15 protein-coding genes are annotated in these 17,458 nt (G+C 41.6%); 11 read left to right on the forward strand and 4 right to left on the reverse strand.

The annotated features are described in order from the left end of the window. The first annotated feature begins 46 nt into the window (after positions 1 to 46). A complete protein-coding gene (locus tag QXE01_03100) occupies positions 47 to 532 on the forward strand; it encodes an Lrp/AsnC family transcriptional regulator (GenBank protein MEM4970224.1) in 486 nt (161 codons plus the stop codon). Positions 533 to 825: 293 nt separating this feature from the next. Here the strand turns inward: QXE01_03100 and QXE01_03105 are convergent, their stop codons facing one another. Further along, the gene (locus tag QXE01_03105) at positions 826 to 2,049 is read right to left on the reverse strand and encodes a TetR/AcrR family transcriptional regulator (GenBank protein ID MEM4970225.1); all 1,224 of its coding nucleotides are present in this window, start codon (positions 2,047 to 2,049) and stop codon (positions 826 to 828) included. 83 nt (positions 2,050 to 2,132) lie between these two features. Between QXE01_03105 and QXE01_03110 the strand changes: the two genes are divergently transcribed. Next, positions 2,133 to 3,686: an AMP-binding protein gene (locus QXE01_03110; GenBank protein ID MEM4970226.1), complete on the forward strand. Its 1,554-nt coding sequence runs from the start codon at positions 2,133 to 2,135 to the stop codon at positions 3,684 to 3,686. Next, a complete protein-coding gene (locus tag QXE01_03115) occupies positions 3,679 to 4,137 on the forward strand; it encodes a MaoC/PaaZ C-terminal domain-containing protein (GenBank protein MEM4970227.1) in 459 nt (152 codons plus the stop codon). Before QXE01_03110 ends, QXE01_03115 begins: the two co-directional genes overlap by 8 nt. Here QXE01_03115 and QXE01_03120 read toward each other — a convergent pair. After that, on the reverse strand, positions 4,134 to 5,711 hold the full coding sequence (locus QXE01_03120) for an AMP-binding protein (protein MEM4970228.1): 1,578 nt from the start codon (positions 5,709 to 5,711) through the stop codon (positions 4,134 to 4,136). The genes QXE01_03115 and QXE01_03120 overlap by 4 nt on opposite strands. A gap of 151 nt (positions 5,712 to 5,862) precedes the next feature. Here QXE01_03120 and QXE01_03125 point away from each other — a divergent pair, with 151 nt between their 5' ends. Genes QXE01_03125 through QXE01_03155 form a run of 7 tightly spaced genes read left to right on the forward strand, consistent with a single transcriptional unit; the run spans position 5,863 to position 13,188 of the window. Next, positions 5,863 to 6,870, forward strand: coding sequence for a 3-oxoacyl-ACP synthase (locus tag QXE01_03125; GenBank protein ID MEM4970229.1), 1,008 nt, complete (start codon positions 5,863 to 5,865; stop codon positions 6,868 to 6,870). After that, positions 6,870 to 7,760, forward strand: a complete 891-nt coding sequence (locus QXE01_03130; GenBank protein MEM4970230.1) for an alpha/beta hydrolase — start codon at positions 6,870 to 6,872, stop codon at positions 7,758 to 7,760. Before QXE01_03125 ends, QXE01_03130 begins: the two co-directional genes overlap by 1 nt. Position 7,761: 1 nt before the next feature. Beyond that, the gene (locus QXE01_03135) at positions 7,762 to 9,603 is read left to right on the forward strand and encodes an ABC transporter substrate-binding protein (GenBank protein ID MEM4970231.1); all 1,842 of its coding nucleotides are present in this window, start codon (positions 7,762 to 7,764) and stop codon (positions 9,601 to 9,603) included. Beyond that, positions 9,600 to 10,370: an ABC transporter ATP-binding protein gene (locus QXE01_03140; protein MEM4970232.1), complete on the forward strand. Its 771-nt coding sequence runs from the start codon at positions 9,600 to 9,602 to the stop codon at positions 10,368 to 10,370. Before QXE01_03135 ends, QXE01_03140 begins: the two co-directional genes overlap by 4 nt. Beyond that, positions 10,363 to 11,091 carry an ABC transporter ATP-binding protein gene (locus QXE01_03145; GenBank protein ID MEM4970233.1) on the forward strand — a complete coding sequence of 243 codons (729 nt, stop codon included), beginning with the start codon at positions 10,363 to 10,365 and terminating at the stop codon, positions 11,089 to 11,091. Before QXE01_03140 ends, QXE01_03145 begins: the two co-directional genes overlap by 8 nt. After that, the gene (locus tag QXE01_03150) at positions 11,084 to 11,953 is read left to right on the forward strand and encodes a branched-chain amino acid ABC transporter permease (protein MEM4970234.1); all 870 of its coding nucleotides are present in this window, start codon (positions 11,084 to 11,086) and stop codon (positions 11,951 to 11,953) included. Before QXE01_03145 ends, QXE01_03150 begins: the two co-directional genes overlap by 8 nt. Beyond that, positions 11,950 to 13,188, forward strand: a complete 1,239-nt coding sequence (locus QXE01_03155; GenBank protein MEM4970235.1) for a branched-chain amino acid ABC transporter permease — start codon at positions 11,950 to 11,952, stop codon at positions 13,186 to 13,188. Before QXE01_03150 ends, QXE01_03155 begins: the two co-directional genes overlap by 4 nt. 490 nt (positions 13,189 to 13,678) lie before the next feature. Here the strand turns inward: QXE01_03155 and QXE01_03160 are convergent, their stop codons facing one another. Continuing rightward, a complete protein-coding gene (locus QXE01_03160) occupies positions 13,679 to 14,449 on the reverse strand; it encodes a DUF3782 domain-containing protein (protein ID MEM4970236.1) in 771 nt (256 codons plus the stop codon). A gap of 318 nt (positions 14,450 to 14,767) precedes the next feature. On the opposite strand from QXE01_03160, the gene QXE01_03165 reads away from it, so the two are divergent. Further along, positions 14,768 to 16,048, forward strand: coding sequence for a transposase (locus QXE01_03165; GenBank protein ID MEM4970237.1), 1,281 nt, complete (start codon positions 14,768 to 14,770; stop codon positions 16,046 to 16,048). Positions 16,049 to 16,441: 393 nt separating this feature from the next. On the opposite strand, the gene QXE01_03170 is transcribed toward QXE01_03165, so the two are convergent. Further along, positions 16,442 to 17,302 carry an NAD+ synthase gene (locus QXE01_03170; GenBank protein MEM4970238.1) on the reverse strand — a complete coding sequence of 287 codons (861 nt, stop codon included), beginning with the start codon at positions 17,300 to 17,302 and terminating at the stop codon, positions 16,442 to 16,444. Positions 17,303 to 17,458: the final 156 nt, after the last annotated feature.

Below are 17,458 nucleotides of genomic sequence, written 5' to 3' on the forward strand. Positions count from 1 at the left end.
CAGATTAATTAAACCCCATACCATAACTAGTGAATGGTGCTGATGATTGCCCATTGAAGGTGATAAAAAGGCCATTATCCAGGGGTTAGACTCGATAGATTTCGAGATCCTCAGAATGCTCCAGGAGAACGCAAGGATCTCCTATAACGAATTAGCATCCAAGCTTAAGATCCCAAAGCCAACAGCCTACTATAGAGTTAAAAAGCTAGAGTCTATGGGGCTTATCAAGTCCTACGGAGCAATCCTGGATCCCGAGAAACTAGGCTTTGAATACATAACAATAACACTTGTGAGAGGGAGATATGGAAAGGGGTATCACGAGAAGATAGGAGAGATGATCGCAAACCACCCATATGTACAATCAGTATACTTCGTCTTAGGAGACATAGACTTCGTGGTAATGGCTAAATTCCCATCAAGAGAGCGCTTCATGAAGTTCCTAGAAAGCATGATAAACTCACCAGAGATTGAGAGAACATCAACGCTCGTGGTAGTTAAGGTCATAAAAGAGAGTCTAAAGCTCCACATATAATATAGGGTTAACCCTCCTAATATTATAAAGCTCCTTTAAGAGCCTTCATAGATAATCATACCTATATAACTGCTTTAACCAGGATAGGGGTTAGCACGTCTAAGACCGGGCATGGAGCTGAACTATGTACTAGGTTGGAATATAGCCTGGTTCTCTCTATCTAGGGCGAAACCCCATCTTTAAGGGCGGGTAGGATGTCAGCTAGTTTAGCGACTCTATTCTCTATATAACCCTTTAACTTCATTTAGATAGTTTTTTGTCTATAACCTTAACGAGATGATCTCTATAGCTAACTATGTGGAGAGGCTTCTTCTAAGTAAACCCATTGAATAGATCTTTGCAAGGTTTGTCAAGATCTCCTCGCTGTCTGGCTCTCCGAGAATCATGTTCATAATACCAGCCATATGATTGATCCCCATGAGTGATATGGCTAGACTTTCAGGTTCATATATGTTTACAAGCCCTTTGCTTCTATCCTTCTCTATTCTCTTAGCATATGCTCTGAGGAATGGGATATAGTATGCTTTAGCTATCTCTATATCTATGTATTCAGACTCTCTAACAATTCTATATATATTGCTATTCTTCTCTATGAACCCTAGGAAACATGCTGTACCCATTATCTCGAGCTCGATAGGATCTCTGGCTTCCGAGGTGCATAGTGTTAGATACCTTCTTAGGGTTTTACCGATAAGAGCTACGAGATCCCTTAGCAGATCCTCTTTACTCTTATAAAACTTATAGAACATGCCAACGGAGTACCCGGTTTTCTCCATAATCTCATAGATCTTTGCCTCTCTGAAGGTCTTACTCGATATGGTATTGATCGTAGCTATTAATATATTCCACTTATTCTCGGAAATATTAGCAGATCTATATATCTCATACTCCTCTACCAAGCTTACAAGATCTTTAGAGGGTTTTATCTGCATAGTAGGGGGTATCTTATCTCCTCCCAGTCCCTTCAGTATTAGATCTCCAGCAACCTCTATGTCGATCAATATATTACCTGGAACACCGAATATCTGTCGAAAGAGATATATAAATTCAGCACTTCCTATAATCGTAAGCGTGGCAACTAGGGGGTTTATCGCTTCAATGAGGATCCTATCCTCATTCAATATGTTGCTAATCATTCTAAACAGATTTGCATAGTAAAGCCTAGCCAGATCCTCTCTGATAAACTCAAACTCTCTAAACACTCTATGAAAAGCAACTAGCTTCTCATCGTTCATAAGTGTTGAGAATATGTATATGAGACCTCTGATTTTGCTGGGGAGGCCGAGCTGATGTCTAAATGAATCCTTAACTATATTCTCAATATGTTCTAATAGATATTCAGCGTAGTATTTAAGCATATCATCCTTAGATTTGAAATATGTATAGAACTGTGTAGTAGATATTCCCGCTAATCCTGAGATTTCTTTCAAAGATATATCACGGAAGCTTTTCTTAAGTGCTAATTTTGCGAAGGCTTCTATGATCTTCTGTCTATTATCTATACCATACCGAGACATTGACCAGGGCTCCCACTAATTACCTCTTCAGAATACGAAAATTTATTTCTACCAATGAGTAATTTTGAATGGTGAATCACCAGTTGAAAGGGTTGGATTTAAAGAGTATATTAGGCTTATCCTTAGACTTGGCTGAAAATGCTGCAAGGTTGGATCCTTATAAAATAGCGGTCATAGATTATTCCTGGGGGTCTAGAGAGGTATATACATATCTAGATATTGAGAAAGCATCGAGCAACATTGCCACTATATTAGAGGATCTAGGAATCAGTAGGGGGGATCGTGTATCTGTTCTCTCATATAACAACATGGAATACCTATCGATTTATATGGCTACAATTAAGAAAGGGGCTATATTAGCTCCGCTAAGTTGGAGAGCCTCTGCTAAGGAGCTTGCTTTCATGATCGATGATGTTGAGCCTAAGGTGATCTTTTATCATAAGGATTTCGAAGATCTTTTAAGGAGATCATTTGAGATGAGTCTCCACAAGCCTGCAAGGGTAGATATAGAGGAGTTAAGGGGATTACATAGAGTAGAACTGAAAAGAACATATCGAAAAGAGATCCTCTCTGAGGAGGATATAAGCATGCTCCTCTATACAGGCGGTACGACGGGGGGTCTCAAGGCTGCTATGATACCTTATAGACAGGTTCTATGGAATGGTATAAATACCGTGATCTCGTGGGGCCTAACTCCAAATGATATATCGCCTGTCTTCTTTCCCTTCTTCCATACCGGAGGTTGGCATGTAATAACGATTCCTCTATACACGGTACGTGGAACCATTGTTATAGTCAAGAAGTTCGACCCTGACGAAGCAATCGAGATTATTGATAGAGAGAGATGCACAGTAGTGATTGCAGTACCTACAATGTTCCATATGATGGCTAAATCACCTAAATTCAAGTATGCTAAGTTCAGCACTGTTAGATTCTTCAAAAGCGGTGGAGGTATGAGCCCCCTTAGCCTAGTTAAAATATATTGGGATAAAGGGGCTAGATACTTCCAAGGCTATGGGTTGACGGAAGCAGGTCCTAACCTTCTATATACACCTGAGAACACTATGAGGGAAAAGCCCATGAGTGTTGGAAAGCTAGGGCTCTTTGTCCAGCTTAGGGTGGTTAAGGATGATGGTTCGGAAGCTAAGCCAGGGGAAATAGGGGAGCTCCAGGTCAGGGGACCTATAGTCTTTTCAGGATATTGGAGAAGACCTAAGGAGACGATGGATGTTATAACTCCTGATGGGTGGGTTAGAACAGGAGATCTTTTTATTGTTGATGAAGATGGCTACTTCTATTTTATAGAGAGAAAGAAGTTTATGATAAAAACCGGAGGAGAAAATGTATATCCATCCGAAGTTGAAGAGGCAATAAGAGGGCATCCAGGGGTTGAGGAGGTGGCTGTATTTGGTGTACCAGATCCCAAGTGGGTTGAAGCTGTAGCAGCAGTTATAAAGCCCAAGCCGGGTTACCAGATTTCCCCAGATGATATAAAGGCATATCTCAGGGATAAGATAGCCAGCTATAAGATCCCCAAGTACATCTGGATCGTTGAAGAGGTGCCAAAAACAGCTATTGGGAAAATAGATTATTCTTATCTTAAAAAGAAATATTCAGAGATGATAGGTAATGCCTAGCCCGCTCTATTATGAAGACTTCCAGATTGGTACAGTTTTTGAAACACCTGGTAGAACTATTACTGAAAGCGATATAATAAATTTTGCAGGTGTAAGCGGTGATTTCTATAGTCTTCATACAGACGAGATATTCGCATCTAAAACTATGTATAGAGGTAGAATAGCCCATGGACTATTAGTCATATCTATTGCAACTGGGCTATGGATGAGGCTAGGGATATTCGAGGGTAGCTTGGTAGCCCTATATGGTATAGATAGGCTTAGATTTATAAAACCCGTTAGAATAGGTGATACGATAAAGGTACGAATGACCGTTTTAGAAAAAGTCGATAGAGGAGAATATGGTTTAATCACTATTAGGAATGAGATTCTAAACCAAGCAGGTGATTTAGTAGCCATATTCGATGCGAAGATCTTAATAGCTAAGAAACCAGAGACACAGGGGAATTAAAGTTCATCCCTAGGCATGCCATGTCTTTCTATTAAAACTCTCTTTAAAGTTTTGCCAGCGGGGCTTTTGGGGATCTCGTCAACAACCGCTATGTATTTTGGTATCTTATATCTTGCGATCTTTCCAGCAAGGAATTGTATAATCTCCTCTTTAGAGATCTTATGCATAGGCTTTAGCTTTATTATAAGCTTTGGAACCTCCCCCCATTTCTCATCGGGAACACCTATGACTGCGCAATCCTCCACAGAGGGGTGTTGCAGAACCAGTTCTTCGATTTCCCTTGGATAGATCTGCTCACCCCCACTTTTTATTATATCTTTCTTCCTATCTATTACGTAGAAGTAGCCCTCTACATCGTAGAAGCCTATATCTCCTGTATATACACATCCATTCCTCAGTATAGAAGCTGTTTCTTCATCTCTTTTCCAATATCCAGAGAATATGAGTGGGCCGCATATGACGATCTCACCATATTCATTAGGTCCTAGCTCCCTCCCATCATGACCGATAATTTTAATTACATTAAATGCAAAGGGTTTGCCAACGCTTTTCCACCTAGCCTTGATATCTTCTAAGGAAAGATCATATATCGGCATTGTTATATTGTTAGGCCCGCCCTCAGTGATTCCATAGCCCTGCGCCATTTTCACACCCTTAGACCAATATTCCTCCATGATTCTCTTGTCTATGGGTGCGCCCCCGCTGAGCATCCACTCTACATTATCGAAGCGGGTTTCTTTGAATCCATCGGCTTTCATTATCATATAATATATTGTGGGAACCGCGAATATTACCATCGGCCCCTCTGATGTTTCAACTATTTCTAAAAAGATCTTGGGATCGAATTTTTTCACCAGGTATAGAAGGCCTCCACGAACTAGAAGAGGTAATGTTAACAGATTCCATCCACCTGTGTGGAATAGAGGGAGAAGCACTATTGTTTTGTGATCCTCCTTTAGTCTCCAGGTAAGTATCTCCGATACTATGTTATAAAAGATCTGTCTATACGGTATCACAGCACCCTTGGGTACGCCAGTTGTACCGCCTGTAAAAAGGATCATAGCTGGCTCCTCAAAATCTATATTGCGTCTACCCTTGATGCTCTGGGATCTTAGTGCATCATCGTAAGAATATTCCGGGCCTAGGGGTTCCGAATCAGTAACTATTTTTATGATTTTAGAAGCTAGATCTGTTTCAACAGATCTCTCAACTAGCTCTCTAAAGATCGGCTCGTATATGACCGCCTTTGGCTCTACATCCCTTATAATCGCTTTTATTTCACCCGGTGTTAGCCTCCAATTGATAGGCACTAAAACGCTTCCTATCTTTCGAGAAGCTATAAATAATTCTATATATTCAATCCTATTCATTAGGAGAGTCGCAATTTTATCACCGGCCTTAATAGATAAATCAGAGAGGTATTTTGCGACCCTTAAGGATCTTTGAATCAGATCATTATAATTATATTTATTATTATTTTCATACTCGATAATTGCTGTTCTGGCTGAGTATAGTTCTCCTATAGTGTCAAAAATATCTATTGAATAACTTATCTTTACAGCGTTTTCAAGCACTCGATTTCCCCTCTAGCCCTCTCAATTTGAAAAGTGAATCAGCATTTATAAATCTCACGTTTTAAATGATATTATTAAGAGGCGCATTAATAATTAGCAACGCAATATTAATTTATAAGCTTGAATAGTGACTCACTATTTGGAGACATTTATGGTAGGTATTGTTTCCTATGGACTTTATCTTCCTGATCATGTAGTAACGAGTCATGATATATCAAAGATAAGTGGGATCCCTGTGGAAATTATTGAGGAGAAACAAGGTTGGAGGGTAAAGAGAATTAGTAGTCCGCATGAAATGCCTTCTGAGATGGCTATAAAAGCTGTATATAATGCGCTTGACTCTTCAAGAGCTGCCGGTATCAGTCCTAAGGATATAGATGCGATCATCTATATAGGAAGTGAATTTAAGGACTATGGAGTTTGGATGATGTCTACACGGATTCAGGAGGCTTTGGGTCTTACTGATGTATTTGCATTTGATATAGTTGCTATGTGTGCAGGATATCCGGTGGGTCTCGCTATAGCTAAGAGAATAAGTGATCTTGCTGGTAACATAGTCTTAGTTGCATCCTCTAAGGAGTCTTATCTTGTTAACTATAGAGATCCTAATACAAGCTGGGTCTATGATTTCGCAGATGGTGCATCAGCTATTATAGTATCTAGAAGATATAATAGAAATGTAGTTCTCGAAAGCTCGTTCATAACTGATGGAAGGTTCTGGGGGGCTCTAGTAGTTAGATCCCTTGGAGCTGCAATATTTAGAGACAGCAAAAACCTAGAGACCTTAAAGAGACCTTTCTTCGAAAGCTTAATGGATAGAGATATTCTGAGAAAAGATCTTACTTTGACCAGTAAGAAAAACTTTGTGAAAGTTATAAAGGAGGCTGTTGAAAGAAGTGGGTATAGCGTGAGAGACATAGATCTACTAATCCTTAATCATATGAAGAGAAGCTTCCACAATGAGCTGATCAAAGAGCTAGGCCTAGATCCTAGTAAAGCACCTTACCTAGAGGATTATGGGCATACACAGAGCAGCGATATGATAATAGGTCTTGATCTAGGTATTAAAAAAGGGCTTATTAAAGAGGGATCTATAATAGTACTAGCGTCTGGAGGCACAGGATTCATATGGGGTGCAACGGTGGTGAGGTGGGGCTAATGCCCTATGTAGTATCTGGAGATGCAAGGATCTATTATGAGGTAAAGGGCGAAGGACCTCCCTTAGTACTTGTGGAAGGTCTTGGATATGCTATGTGGATGTGGATTATGCAATTAGAAGATCTATCGAGAGAGTTGAAGCTGATAGTCTTTGATAACAGAGGCGTGGGAAGGTCAGACAAACCTCCATACCCATATACTATGGATCTATTCGCAGAGGATCTCAAGATGGTGCTTGATGCAAACAATATAGAGAGAGCCCATATACTGGGGGTATCGATGGGAGGGATGATAGCCCAGCAATTCGCTATTAAATACCCCTCCAGGGTTAAATCTCTCATACTCGTAGCAACCCACCATGGAGGAGACATAGATCCGCCGCCTATGGAGACTATACAAGCTATGTTCGGACCTCCACCCAGCGGTATCAAGGATGAGCGGGAGCTATATAGATATAAGATGAAATATGCTTTCTCGAGGAAGTGGTATGACGAGAATCAAGATATTTTAAACCTTCTTATAGAGCACAGGATCTCAATACCCCAGCCTCCAGAGGCATATCTGAACCAAGCTAGTGCAGTATTTAATTTCAACCTATCTAACGAGGTCTCCAAGATCACCGTACCTACCCTAATCGTACATGGAGATGAAGATATGGTTGTTCCAGTTGGTAATGCATATAAACTCCATAAAAAGATAGCCAGCTCAACACTTCTCATATTTAGAGGGGCTGGGCATCTAGTAAATATAGAGAGAGCATCAGAATTCAATAGAGCAGTAAAGATCTTCATAGATTTGGTGGAGACGGGAGAATATAGGGCTATAAGAGATCCTATAATCATTGATCGTGAGATCAATTCTTTAAGAATCCTTTTGTCAGGAGGTGTATAGAATGAAAAATAGCGTAAAGAAACATATGTATAAGATATGGGAAAAAGAGAGATATATGAGAATAGCCATATATATGTCCCTAGCGTTGCTGTTCATATCAATAGCGAATCCATCGTTCGTGGCTGTTATCAATGCTCAAGGACCTAAACAGACTATAAAAATAGCATTCTTTCAGCCGAGAACAGCGCCTGCTCTGAACTTCTATGGAACCTGGGCTATACAAGGTTTCCATCTAGGGCTTGAATATGCCACGGGAGATAGAAAGCCTGAGAACCTTGCTCTCCTCATGGATCTCAAAGAAGCTAGCTACAACCTACCAGATGGTAGAAAGATAATAGTCAAAGTATTTGATACAAGAGGAAGCCCCGATGTAGCTGTAGCCAAAGCGAGGGAGGCGATAGAGGAGTGGAAAGCCGATATACTTGCTGGTGAGAGCTTTAGCAGTGTAGCTGTTGCTCTGGCATCAATAGCTAAGCAATATGGTAAACTCTACTTTGTAGTACCTGCTGCCGCGGCCTCTATAACGCAAGACCCAATCTTCAATAAATACGTCTTCAGAGTCGCGAGAAATGTTGAGCAGGACGCGCTTGCGATGGTTTACTATATGGTCGAGATCCAGGGGTATAGAAAATTTGCATTTCTAGCGGCAGACTATGAATTCGGCTGGTCATTTATGGAATCTATACAGGCAGCCCTATCTAGATACACAGGCACCAGGATCGTGGCTCTTGAATGGGCGCCTCTAACTACTACAGATTTCAAGCCATATCTACTAAGGATAAACGCTTCAAAGCCTGATGTGATCGGAATTATATGGGCTGGCGATTTCAGCCTTATAATAAGGGATATGGCAGCCCTGAACATCCTGGGCAGGATACCTCTTGCAAGCATAATGATCGACCTATATACTACTAATTATATAAACTTCTGTATACCTGGGATGCAGGGTTCTCTGGAAAACTTAACCGTAGTAACCTATGACGCGTATAGAGCGAGTCCAAGCCCTCTCTATAATATCCTCGAGAGGATGATGAAAGAGGAAAACATATATCCATATGACTTCCTCAGAGGGCATCAGTGTAAAGCGCTGGATAAGCTATCATCAGCCAGAGTACCAGATCTATGGCATCCACCGGCATTTGCCACAGCTCAGTTTATAGTAGAGGCTATCAAAGCTGTCCCAGATCTGAATACTGATAGAATGATAGCGTTTCTTGAAGGACTTACACTTGAAACCCCTATGGGGACTACAACCATAAGGCCTGAGGATCACCAGGCTCTGAGACCATATTACATAGTTAAGATGGTGGTTGATAGCGATCCAGGCTCCGATACTTATGGGCTAGTGATAGGCCGATATATTGAGACGATACCGATTCAAAAGATAATCCCGAGGATCCTTACAACATATAAGCCATACCCAAAGAATCTATCCATAAGCATAAGAGCTCCAATAGCTGGCACAGCACCTTTCACAGCAACCATCTCAGCCCTCATAGAAGGGGGTACTCCACCATATATCTGCGAATGGATCATAGGTAGGGCAACCCTTAATGGCACCAGCATTTCATATACATTCATAGAGCCTGGTATATACAATATAACTCTTAGATGCAGAGACTCCATAGGCCTAAAGGCGGAAGCCAACTCCCAGATAGCTATAGTAGGGCCAGGCGCGATTCAAACACCTACAATGACACAGCCTATAACAATTACCATAAGTACTGTAACCCCGGCCGGAGGTCTAGACACCACATTAATAACAGCTATAGCTATAGCATCTATAGCCATAGTAGTTGCAGCGATCTCCATAGCGATTCTCATGAGGAGGAAACTTAGATGAACGAGATATTGAGAACCGAAAACATCACTAAGAAATTCGGAGGCTTAATAGCTGTAAATAATGTTACTATATCGATTAAGAGGGGATCGATAACAGCGATAATAGGGCCGAATGGGGCTGGAAAAACAACCTTCCTTAACCTTATAAGCGGTGTTATTTACCCCGATACAGGTAGAATCTATTTCGAGGGGATCGATATCACGAGGAAACCTCCTTATGAGAGGGCTAAGCTAGGGATATCGAGATCTTTTCAAAGTAACAGCGTGTTGCAAAGCCTAACTGTTTTTGATAATATGAGGGCAAGCATCATTGGCGTTAAAAACTCCATGAGATTTTGGGATCTGATAAACATATTACAGAGAAAGAGCGACGGTGAGCTCTATAGGGAAATCCACGAGATCATAGATAATATGGGGCTTAAAGGAAGGGAGTGGTTGTTAGCCCAACATTTAACCCAAGCCGAGCAGAGGGTACTCGATATAGCTATGGCCATTGCCGCGAAACCCAAACTATTGCTACTCGATGAACCCACATCTGGCCTTGCTGCCGAGGATGTACCCCGTATAATTAAGCTGATTAAAAGCCTTAAAGAAGCAACCTCTAACCTAACTATTATCTTGGTTGAGCATAAGCTCGAGGTTGTTAAAAGCCTAGCCGATAGGGTTATAGTTATGCATGAGGGTAGGATACTTGCCGATGGCTCATACAATGATGTGGTTAGCAATGGAGAGGTTATAGAAGCCTATCTAGGTGCCAGCGATGCTTAGGGTAAGGGATCTAAGGGTATACATAGGTTCTCTGTACATATTACAAGGAATACACATTGATCTTAATAAAGGGGAAATACTTTTCCTCATAGGCAGGAACGGAGCTGGAAAAACAACACTTCTTAAAACAATAATGGGCTTTATAAAGCCCTCTTCAGGAACGATAGAGCTTGATGGTATAGATATAACTGGAGAGCCTCCATATGTGAGGGCTAGGCTCGGTATCAGGTATGTTCCTGATACCAGAAGGCTTTTTACAAGCCTAAGTGTTGAAGAGAATCTCATGACATCTCTACTGGGACTTGGCCTTTCAAAGGAAAAAGCTATGGATAGGATCGAGTATGTGTACAGTTTATTTCCAGATCTGAAGAGGCTAAGAAAGCTCAGAGCCTCCCAGCTGAGTGGTGGTCAACAGCAGATGTTAAATCTAGGTAGGGCTATTGCCTCTCCCAATATAAAGATCTTATTGGTTGATGAGCCCATAGAAGGCTTAAGCCCTCTCTATGCCTCCAAGATATCCGATGTGCTCTCCAAACTATCGGAGGAAGGTATATCAATGATTATAGTTGAGACACGGCCTATGCTTATGAAGAGAATGAGTGGGAGATATGCTATAATTAATGGAGGTAGGATCGTTTCTGAAGGCTCTACAGAGGATCTTCACAGGGATCAGATATTAATTAACACATATCTAAACCTATCAGCTAACTCGGGTGTCTAGGATCTCCTTAGAACTGCTCTTATCAGCCCTTATAGATGGTATAGCCCTTGGATTCATATTTCTAATGCTATCCCTCGGCCTCTCTATAATCTTCGGGCTTATGAGGATCGTCAATTTCGCACATGGAAGCCTATTCACTCTAGGAGCCTACATAGGCTATGAAGTAGCATCGAGGACCAGTAACATGGCCTACGGCTTACTAGCATCCCTTACTTCGATAGGGCTGATAGGGCTCGCTATAGAGAGGTTCTTGCTAAAGATTAGGAGAGAACCCCTAGTTCAGGTGATAATAACGGTAGGGCTTATGATTCTTCTAGATAGGTTGGCGTGGCTGAGATGGGGAGATATAACCTATATATGGTCTCCCCAATGGTTGGAAGGAACTATATATATAGGCCCGATCATAATATACAGATATAGGCTATTTCTAATACTATTTGGTGCATTTCTTTCTATGGCTATGTATTATCTATTTACTAGAACCAAGTATGGTTTATTTGTAAGGGCAGGGATAGATGATAGAGAGATGATACAGGCTTTCGGGGTTAACATTGAGAGGATATTCACAATCACATTTGCAATAGGCTCTATGCTAGCAGGAACGGCAGGATTCCTGTTAGTCCCTTGGCAGGGTGTCTATCCATTAATAGGCACTAACTACCTTCTATACGCATTCGCTATAATAGTGATCGGTGGTATTGGAAGTATAGAGGGAACGATCTTCTCATCAATACTGGTTGGGATAGTTCAGCAGTTATGTGCCTATTATGCTCCCTACCTAAGCGAGGTCTCTATATTCGCTGTTATGCTTTCTATACTGCTTGTGAGGCCTAGGGGTATTCTAGGTAAGGTGGTTATATGAGGTATCCTGGATCTCTTTTACTCTTCATCGTCTTGTTGCTACTTCCAGTCATCTTGGAGGGGATCGGTGTTGCTAGGCTTATACCTATTTTAACCTATGCATATATAATGTCGATCTATGCTCTATCGTTCTCGCTACTTCTAGGATATTTAGGACTTCTGAACTTCGGACATGCAATTTTCTTCGGTCTAGGAGCCTATGTCACTACTTATCAGCTAATATGGCTGGGAATCCCCTATTTCCCGGCTATCATAGTCTCCGCATCCATAGGATCTCTAGTAGGTGTTGCTATAGCCTTTATAGCTAAAAAAGCCTTTAGAGGCGTCCCATTTGCATTTATCACACTGACACTACTCCTCATAGTATATTTCCTCTATAGAAGGAGGGAGCTTAGAGCTATAAGCGGTTCTGAGCAGGGGTTAATTATACAGATCCCGGAGGTTTTTACATCAACCCTGATCCCTATTATATCGATCTTAGCGTTCTCTATAATGCTGATAAATACTTTTATCCTCGGATCAGCTGGTCGTCTCCGTTTAGGAGATCTACATAGGTTTTCACCTAGAAGAGGGAGGGTTTTTCTACAGAGCTCGGTATTACTGGTATGTTTAATATGCATAATATATGCCCTAGCACTTGTCTCCATCATAACATCTATAGCTTCTAGGCCAGGGCCCTTCAGGATTTCTATAAACATATATATTGCAGCTCTGACGATCCTATATCTATCATATATATTATTAAAAGAATTATCATATACTCCACTTACTCTAGCCTGGATAGCTGTGAGAGATAACGAGGTAAGAGCCGAGACTATGGGCTATAACTCATTTGCGATGAAGACAATAGCTTTATCTATATCTGGGGCGTTAGGGGCGATTTCTGGAAGTCTATACATACTATATTCACAGGGTGTAAACCCAGATACAACTTTTAGCCCTCTAATCTCTGTGTATGGGCTTATATATAGCATAATAGGCGGGTTATACACTATGGAAGGCCCAATAATAGGGGCTATCCTAGTTACTATTGTTGAAAGATATCTCTCAGACTATCTAGGAGGCTGGAACATGGTTGTCACAGGTATTCTATTTATAGTAATTATGATGCTCTTACCGATGGGCATAACACCCTATTTACAGGCAGCCTGGAACAAGATCTATATAACGATGCGCCTCCTTACTAAGATAGGTATTGCAAAGGCTATTGAGAAGAACGAAAAGGATTCGACATAATTGCTTCCATCTAAATAGCTCGGGCCCTCTCTTTATCCTTCGGAATGGGCTTTTAGTTAATAACAGTAATATCTAATTTTAGCTCGATAGCGGATCATATAGCCGCGTGGAAGAGTACATATATACTCTAGATCGAAAAGATCAGACTAGATACCGTCATCCTCGCCGCTTATGGGAGCAGGTAAGTTCTGGGCTATGCCACGGGCTCTCTGTCTGGTTCAGCCCTGTGCCCGGTCTTGAGGATTACACTATCCCACTATAAGCGGGACTATCTATATTGAGACTACAAAAATATATACGAGTGTATATCTACCCCTGGAAGTTGTATGATGACGATGAGAGCTAGAACCCTTACTACTACCTAATCGCTTAGTGAGGGTGATTACATCAAAGCCTAGTGAGCTTAATGTAATCCCCGCCTTAGAAGAAGAGGCTTTCAGCTATAATGGCTATATATTTTTCTATATAATGTCTTCTATTAGAATTGTAGTTAAATCTCTTTGATAACATCTTCAGGGGCTATTATCTCGACACCCTTTTCACGTGCCCTTAAGATGATCTCGTCGGGGTTTCTATCATCTATATACGGTGTTATAATGAATATCTTCGCAGGTTTCCTACCCATAACCATTTCATAGAGCTCGGCTTTTCTCTTAACATATATATAGTCACCCCTTCTAACGCTCGAGGTTATCTCAACAAGGATCAGGGTATCATTCCTTATTAGCACATCCATATCTATAGTTGATGGATGACCATAGACGTATCCATCCTTATCCATATATATCCATCTCTCAACCTTATAGCCAGTCTCTTTCAAGATAGATGCAACACCCTCTCTAAAGGCTTCCTCATTAAGGATACCCCACCTAGCTCCTAGAGCGTCAAGCCTTATCTGGACAAACCTCCTTAGTTCTTCTAGATCTTTCTTAGTTGCCATAGCCTCTAGATCTTTTTTCGTTGCCATGATCTTCTGTAACTCTTCTAGATCTTTCTTTGTAGCCATAGCCTTTTGCAATTCCTCCAAATCCTTCTTTGTCACCATTATTTTCTGCAGTTCTTCCAGATCTTTCTTTGTAGCCATATCCTTCATAGATCTTCTAATAATACGTATCGACCTAAGTATGGATGCCCAGGGAGCTACCCTGATCAGGGCCTCTTGTAGCACTTCCGGCTTACTCGTTAAGATCTCCAATAATAATCTGGGCTCCTCTTCTAAAACCTCTCTAAGAGCCTTTCTCACCATCTCCTTAAGCTCCATATACTCCATCTAAGCTCTAATACCTATAGCTGCTTGTAAAAATATATAATCCATATCCATGGCATCTTTAACCTTAGCCTGCCTCGAAGAGCTTGAAGTTCCCTTAGAATAATGAGTTTAAGGGCTACACTCAATACTCTCACACAATAAGGCTCTGTGTCTAGTCAAAATATTTTATAGCTGAAAGCCCCGCCCTTTAGGGCGGGGATGGCGATATGCTTATAAGCTTTGCTCCACAATCCTTATGGGCCTCGGCGGGCCAACCCCTATCTGCTATAAAACCCTATCTCTATGCCCGCAGGGGCCGAGCGTGATATCTTGATCAGAGCTGTGATGCTGAGACTACTGCCAGATGAGGAGGCTGAGGAGAGGCTGAGGAAACTATGTGATATCTCCTCGAAGCTCTGGAACGAGATTAACTATGCTAGGAGGAGGCAGTTCTTCAAAGAAAAGAAAGTAGATCTTAAGCAAACATATAAGGAGTTCTATGAGAGGTATAAGAAGTTAATCGGGTCTGCAACAACACAGCAGATCTTGAATAAAAATAATGAGGCTTGGAGATCGTTCTTCTCGTCTCTGAAGGCTAAGAAGGAGAGAAGGCTACCACCATTCATAAAGAAAGTTAATCCGCCTGGATATAGGAAGAGGGGTGGGAGGAGAACACTATGGACAGTCCTCAGAAATGATCAATATAACATTGATGGCGAGTACATAGTTATCAATGGCTTGGGAGCCATAGGATCTATAAGGGTCAAGTACTCAGGCAGAATACATATTTCTGGGAGGCAGGGTAGGGCTGAGATACACTATGACCATGATGATAAGAAATGGTATATGTATGTATCATATGAGGTTGATAAAAAGGTGATCAGAAATAGTAGCTTTAGGATCCCTCTCAAGCCTCTTGGAGATAAAGAGGCTGGCATAGATATAGGTGTTAACAATTTATTGGCTGTATATGTTGATGATGGATCTGCATTGCTTGTCAATGGGAGGCCTTTGAAGGCTATTAGCTTCTACTGGAGGGATAAGATATCAGAGTATCAAAGCACATTGAATAGATATGGTTTTAAAACATCTAAGAGGCTTAGGAGGATGTATAAGAAGTGGAGGAGGCAGATAAAGAGCTATATTGACTGGGCTGTGAGGAACACGTTGGAATGGCTATATAGTGAAGGTGTTAAGAGGATATATGTTGGTCATCCGAAATACGCTGCACAGGAGCCTGGTATGGGTTCTAAGGTTAACTTTGAGATTGTCCATATATGGAGCTATGGATATCTACTGAGAAGATTGAGAGATGTTGCAGAGGAATATGGTATAGAGGTTGAGCATGTTGATGAGGAAAACACATCCAGAACATGCCCAATATGCAGAACTATAGAGAGTCATGAGAGAATATCGAGAGGGCTGTTCAAATGCTATAAGCATAGCATCGTATTCAATGCAGATCTTGTGGGGGCATTCAATATCTTGGCTAAAAAGAAGGCCATAACCCCGAGCCCCACACTATGCGGGGTAGGGGTAACACGCCTAAGACCGGGCGAGAGGCTAAACCAGGCGAGAGCCTGGAATGTAGCCCAAACCTCCCCGCTCTAGAGGGAACCCTCGCCCTTTAGGGCGGGGAGGAGGTCAGATTAGAGATCGTTGATGAATAATTAGCGATCCGTTCATCAATATCGAAGGCTGGTTGTTATATTTATTATGAGTGGTGCGATAGAATATCATTCTATATTCCTATGAAGATCTATTTAGTCGATATAGAATATTCTATGATGGGTTATCAGCTACTAATTATTATTCAAGCCAAACACTATCTCTATACGATGTTGATGCGCTTATAAAGATCAGCACCCCTGGGCATAGAGTCGAGTATTTTAATGTATGAGGCGGATCAACAGTCCTTAATAGTAATTTATAGATAAGAACCGAGAGCTTTCACGATGGTTTAGAGAGATAGGGAGTTATGTGGATTATCTAGAATTCCGAGCCTTAGACGTGGTTTAGGATTGTTCTTACCTCATATTCAAGGCTCCTCCTATCTATTAATATTGTATATGGTTTTGGAGATGGTGGTAATGATCTCTTATGCTCTGTGGCTAAATATCTCTTGATTATAGAGGCTACTATATGTGGATCTATTCCAAGGGTTTTAGAGGCCTCAGCTAGTTTATATCCTTTGTCGAATACTAGGTAGAAGACCTGGTCTATGATCTCATAGTCAGCTGGGAGCTCATCGCGCGCCCTATGCCCAGGATATAGCTGGGGTGATGAGGGCTTCGCATATATCCTCTCTGGCAGGCCCAGCCTCCTCCCCAGCTCCCTAACCTGTGTCTTGTAGAGATGGGATATTAATAGGAAGTCGGAGGCTCCGTCCCCATATTTTGTGTAGTATCCTAGGAGTATCTCGCTCTTATCAGATGTGCCTGCTACTAAGAGGTTGCCTAGGTTTGCATGTAGATATAGCAGTGTCATCCTAACCCTCGCCCTTAGATTTGCCAGGGCTATTCTGGTTGAGGGGTTCTCCTGAACATCGGCGGATCTCTTATACTCCTCAACAATCCCATCTATATTTATGATCTTATATTTAATACCTAGCCTCTCTGCAAGCCATATAGCGTCTTCAACATCCTGCTTTGGTGTGAAGCTCGTGGGCATTATAAGCCCTAACACCCTTTCAGATCCTAGAGCCCTCACTAGGAGGGATAGAGTTACAGAGCTATCCACACCCCCGCTAAGGCCAACCACAACCCCGGAGGCTCCAGATCTCTCTACATAGCTCTTAACAAAGCCTATTATCTCATCCACAACCCCTTCCCAGTCTAGGTCGAGGAGATGCTTTAGAATATCCATATGCCCCACCGATCTAAATGGCTTCTCAATAACTTATATTATATGGTGCTAGCAAATCCATAAATATTACAGCCGAGGAGACCGCTCTTCTAGGTTGAGAAGGAGATCATGTGTAAATCTTCCAAGCACTTACCAAATGCATTGGAGGTTTTTCCA

Source organism: Sulfolobales archaeon, assembly GCA_038897115.1.
GTDB lineage: Archaea > Thermoproteota > Thermoprotei_A > Sulfolobales > AG1 > AG1.

Bases quoted from the DNA above. Each gene is read 5' to 3' on its own strand.
- QXE01_03105 (MEM4970225.1), bottom strand. From the start codon at position 2,049: ATGTCTCGGTATGGTATAGATAATAGACAGAAGATCATAGAAGCCTTC.
- QXE01_03115 (MEM4970227.1), top strand. From the start codon at position 3,679: ATGCCTAGCCCGCTCTATTATGAAGACTTCCAGATTGGTACAGTTTTT.
- QXE01_03125 (MEM4970229.1), top strand. From the start codon at position 5,863: ATGGTAGGTATTGTTTCCTATGGACTTTATCTTCCTGATCATGTAGTA.
- QXE01_03130 (MEM4970230.1), top strand. From the start codon at position 6,870: ATGCCCTATGTAGTATCTGGAGATGCAAGGATCTATTATGAGGTAAAG.
- QXE01_03135 (MEM4970231.1), top strand. From the start codon at position 7,762: ATGAAAAATAGCGTAAAGAAACATATGTATAAGATATGGGAAAAAGAG.
- QXE01_03140 (MEM4970232.1), top strand. From the start codon at position 9,600: ATGAACGAGATATTGAGAACCGAAAACATCACTAAGAAATTCGGAGGC.
- QXE01_03145 (MEM4970233.1), top strand. From the start codon at position 10,363: ATGCTTAGGGTAAGGGATCTAAGGGTATACATAGGTTCTCTGTACATA.
- QXE01_03155 (MEM4970235.1), top strand. From the start codon at position 11,950: ATGAGGTATCCTGGATCTCTTTTACTCTTCATCGTCTTGTTGCTACTT.
- QXE01_03160 (MEM4970236.1), bottom strand. From the start codon at position 14,449: ATGGAGCTTAAGGAGATGGTGAGAAAGGCTCTTAGAGAGGTTTTAGAA.
- QXE01_03170 (MEM4970238.1), bottom strand. From the start codon at position 17,302: ATGGATATTCTAAAGCATCTCCTCGACCTAGACTGGGAAGGGGTTGTG.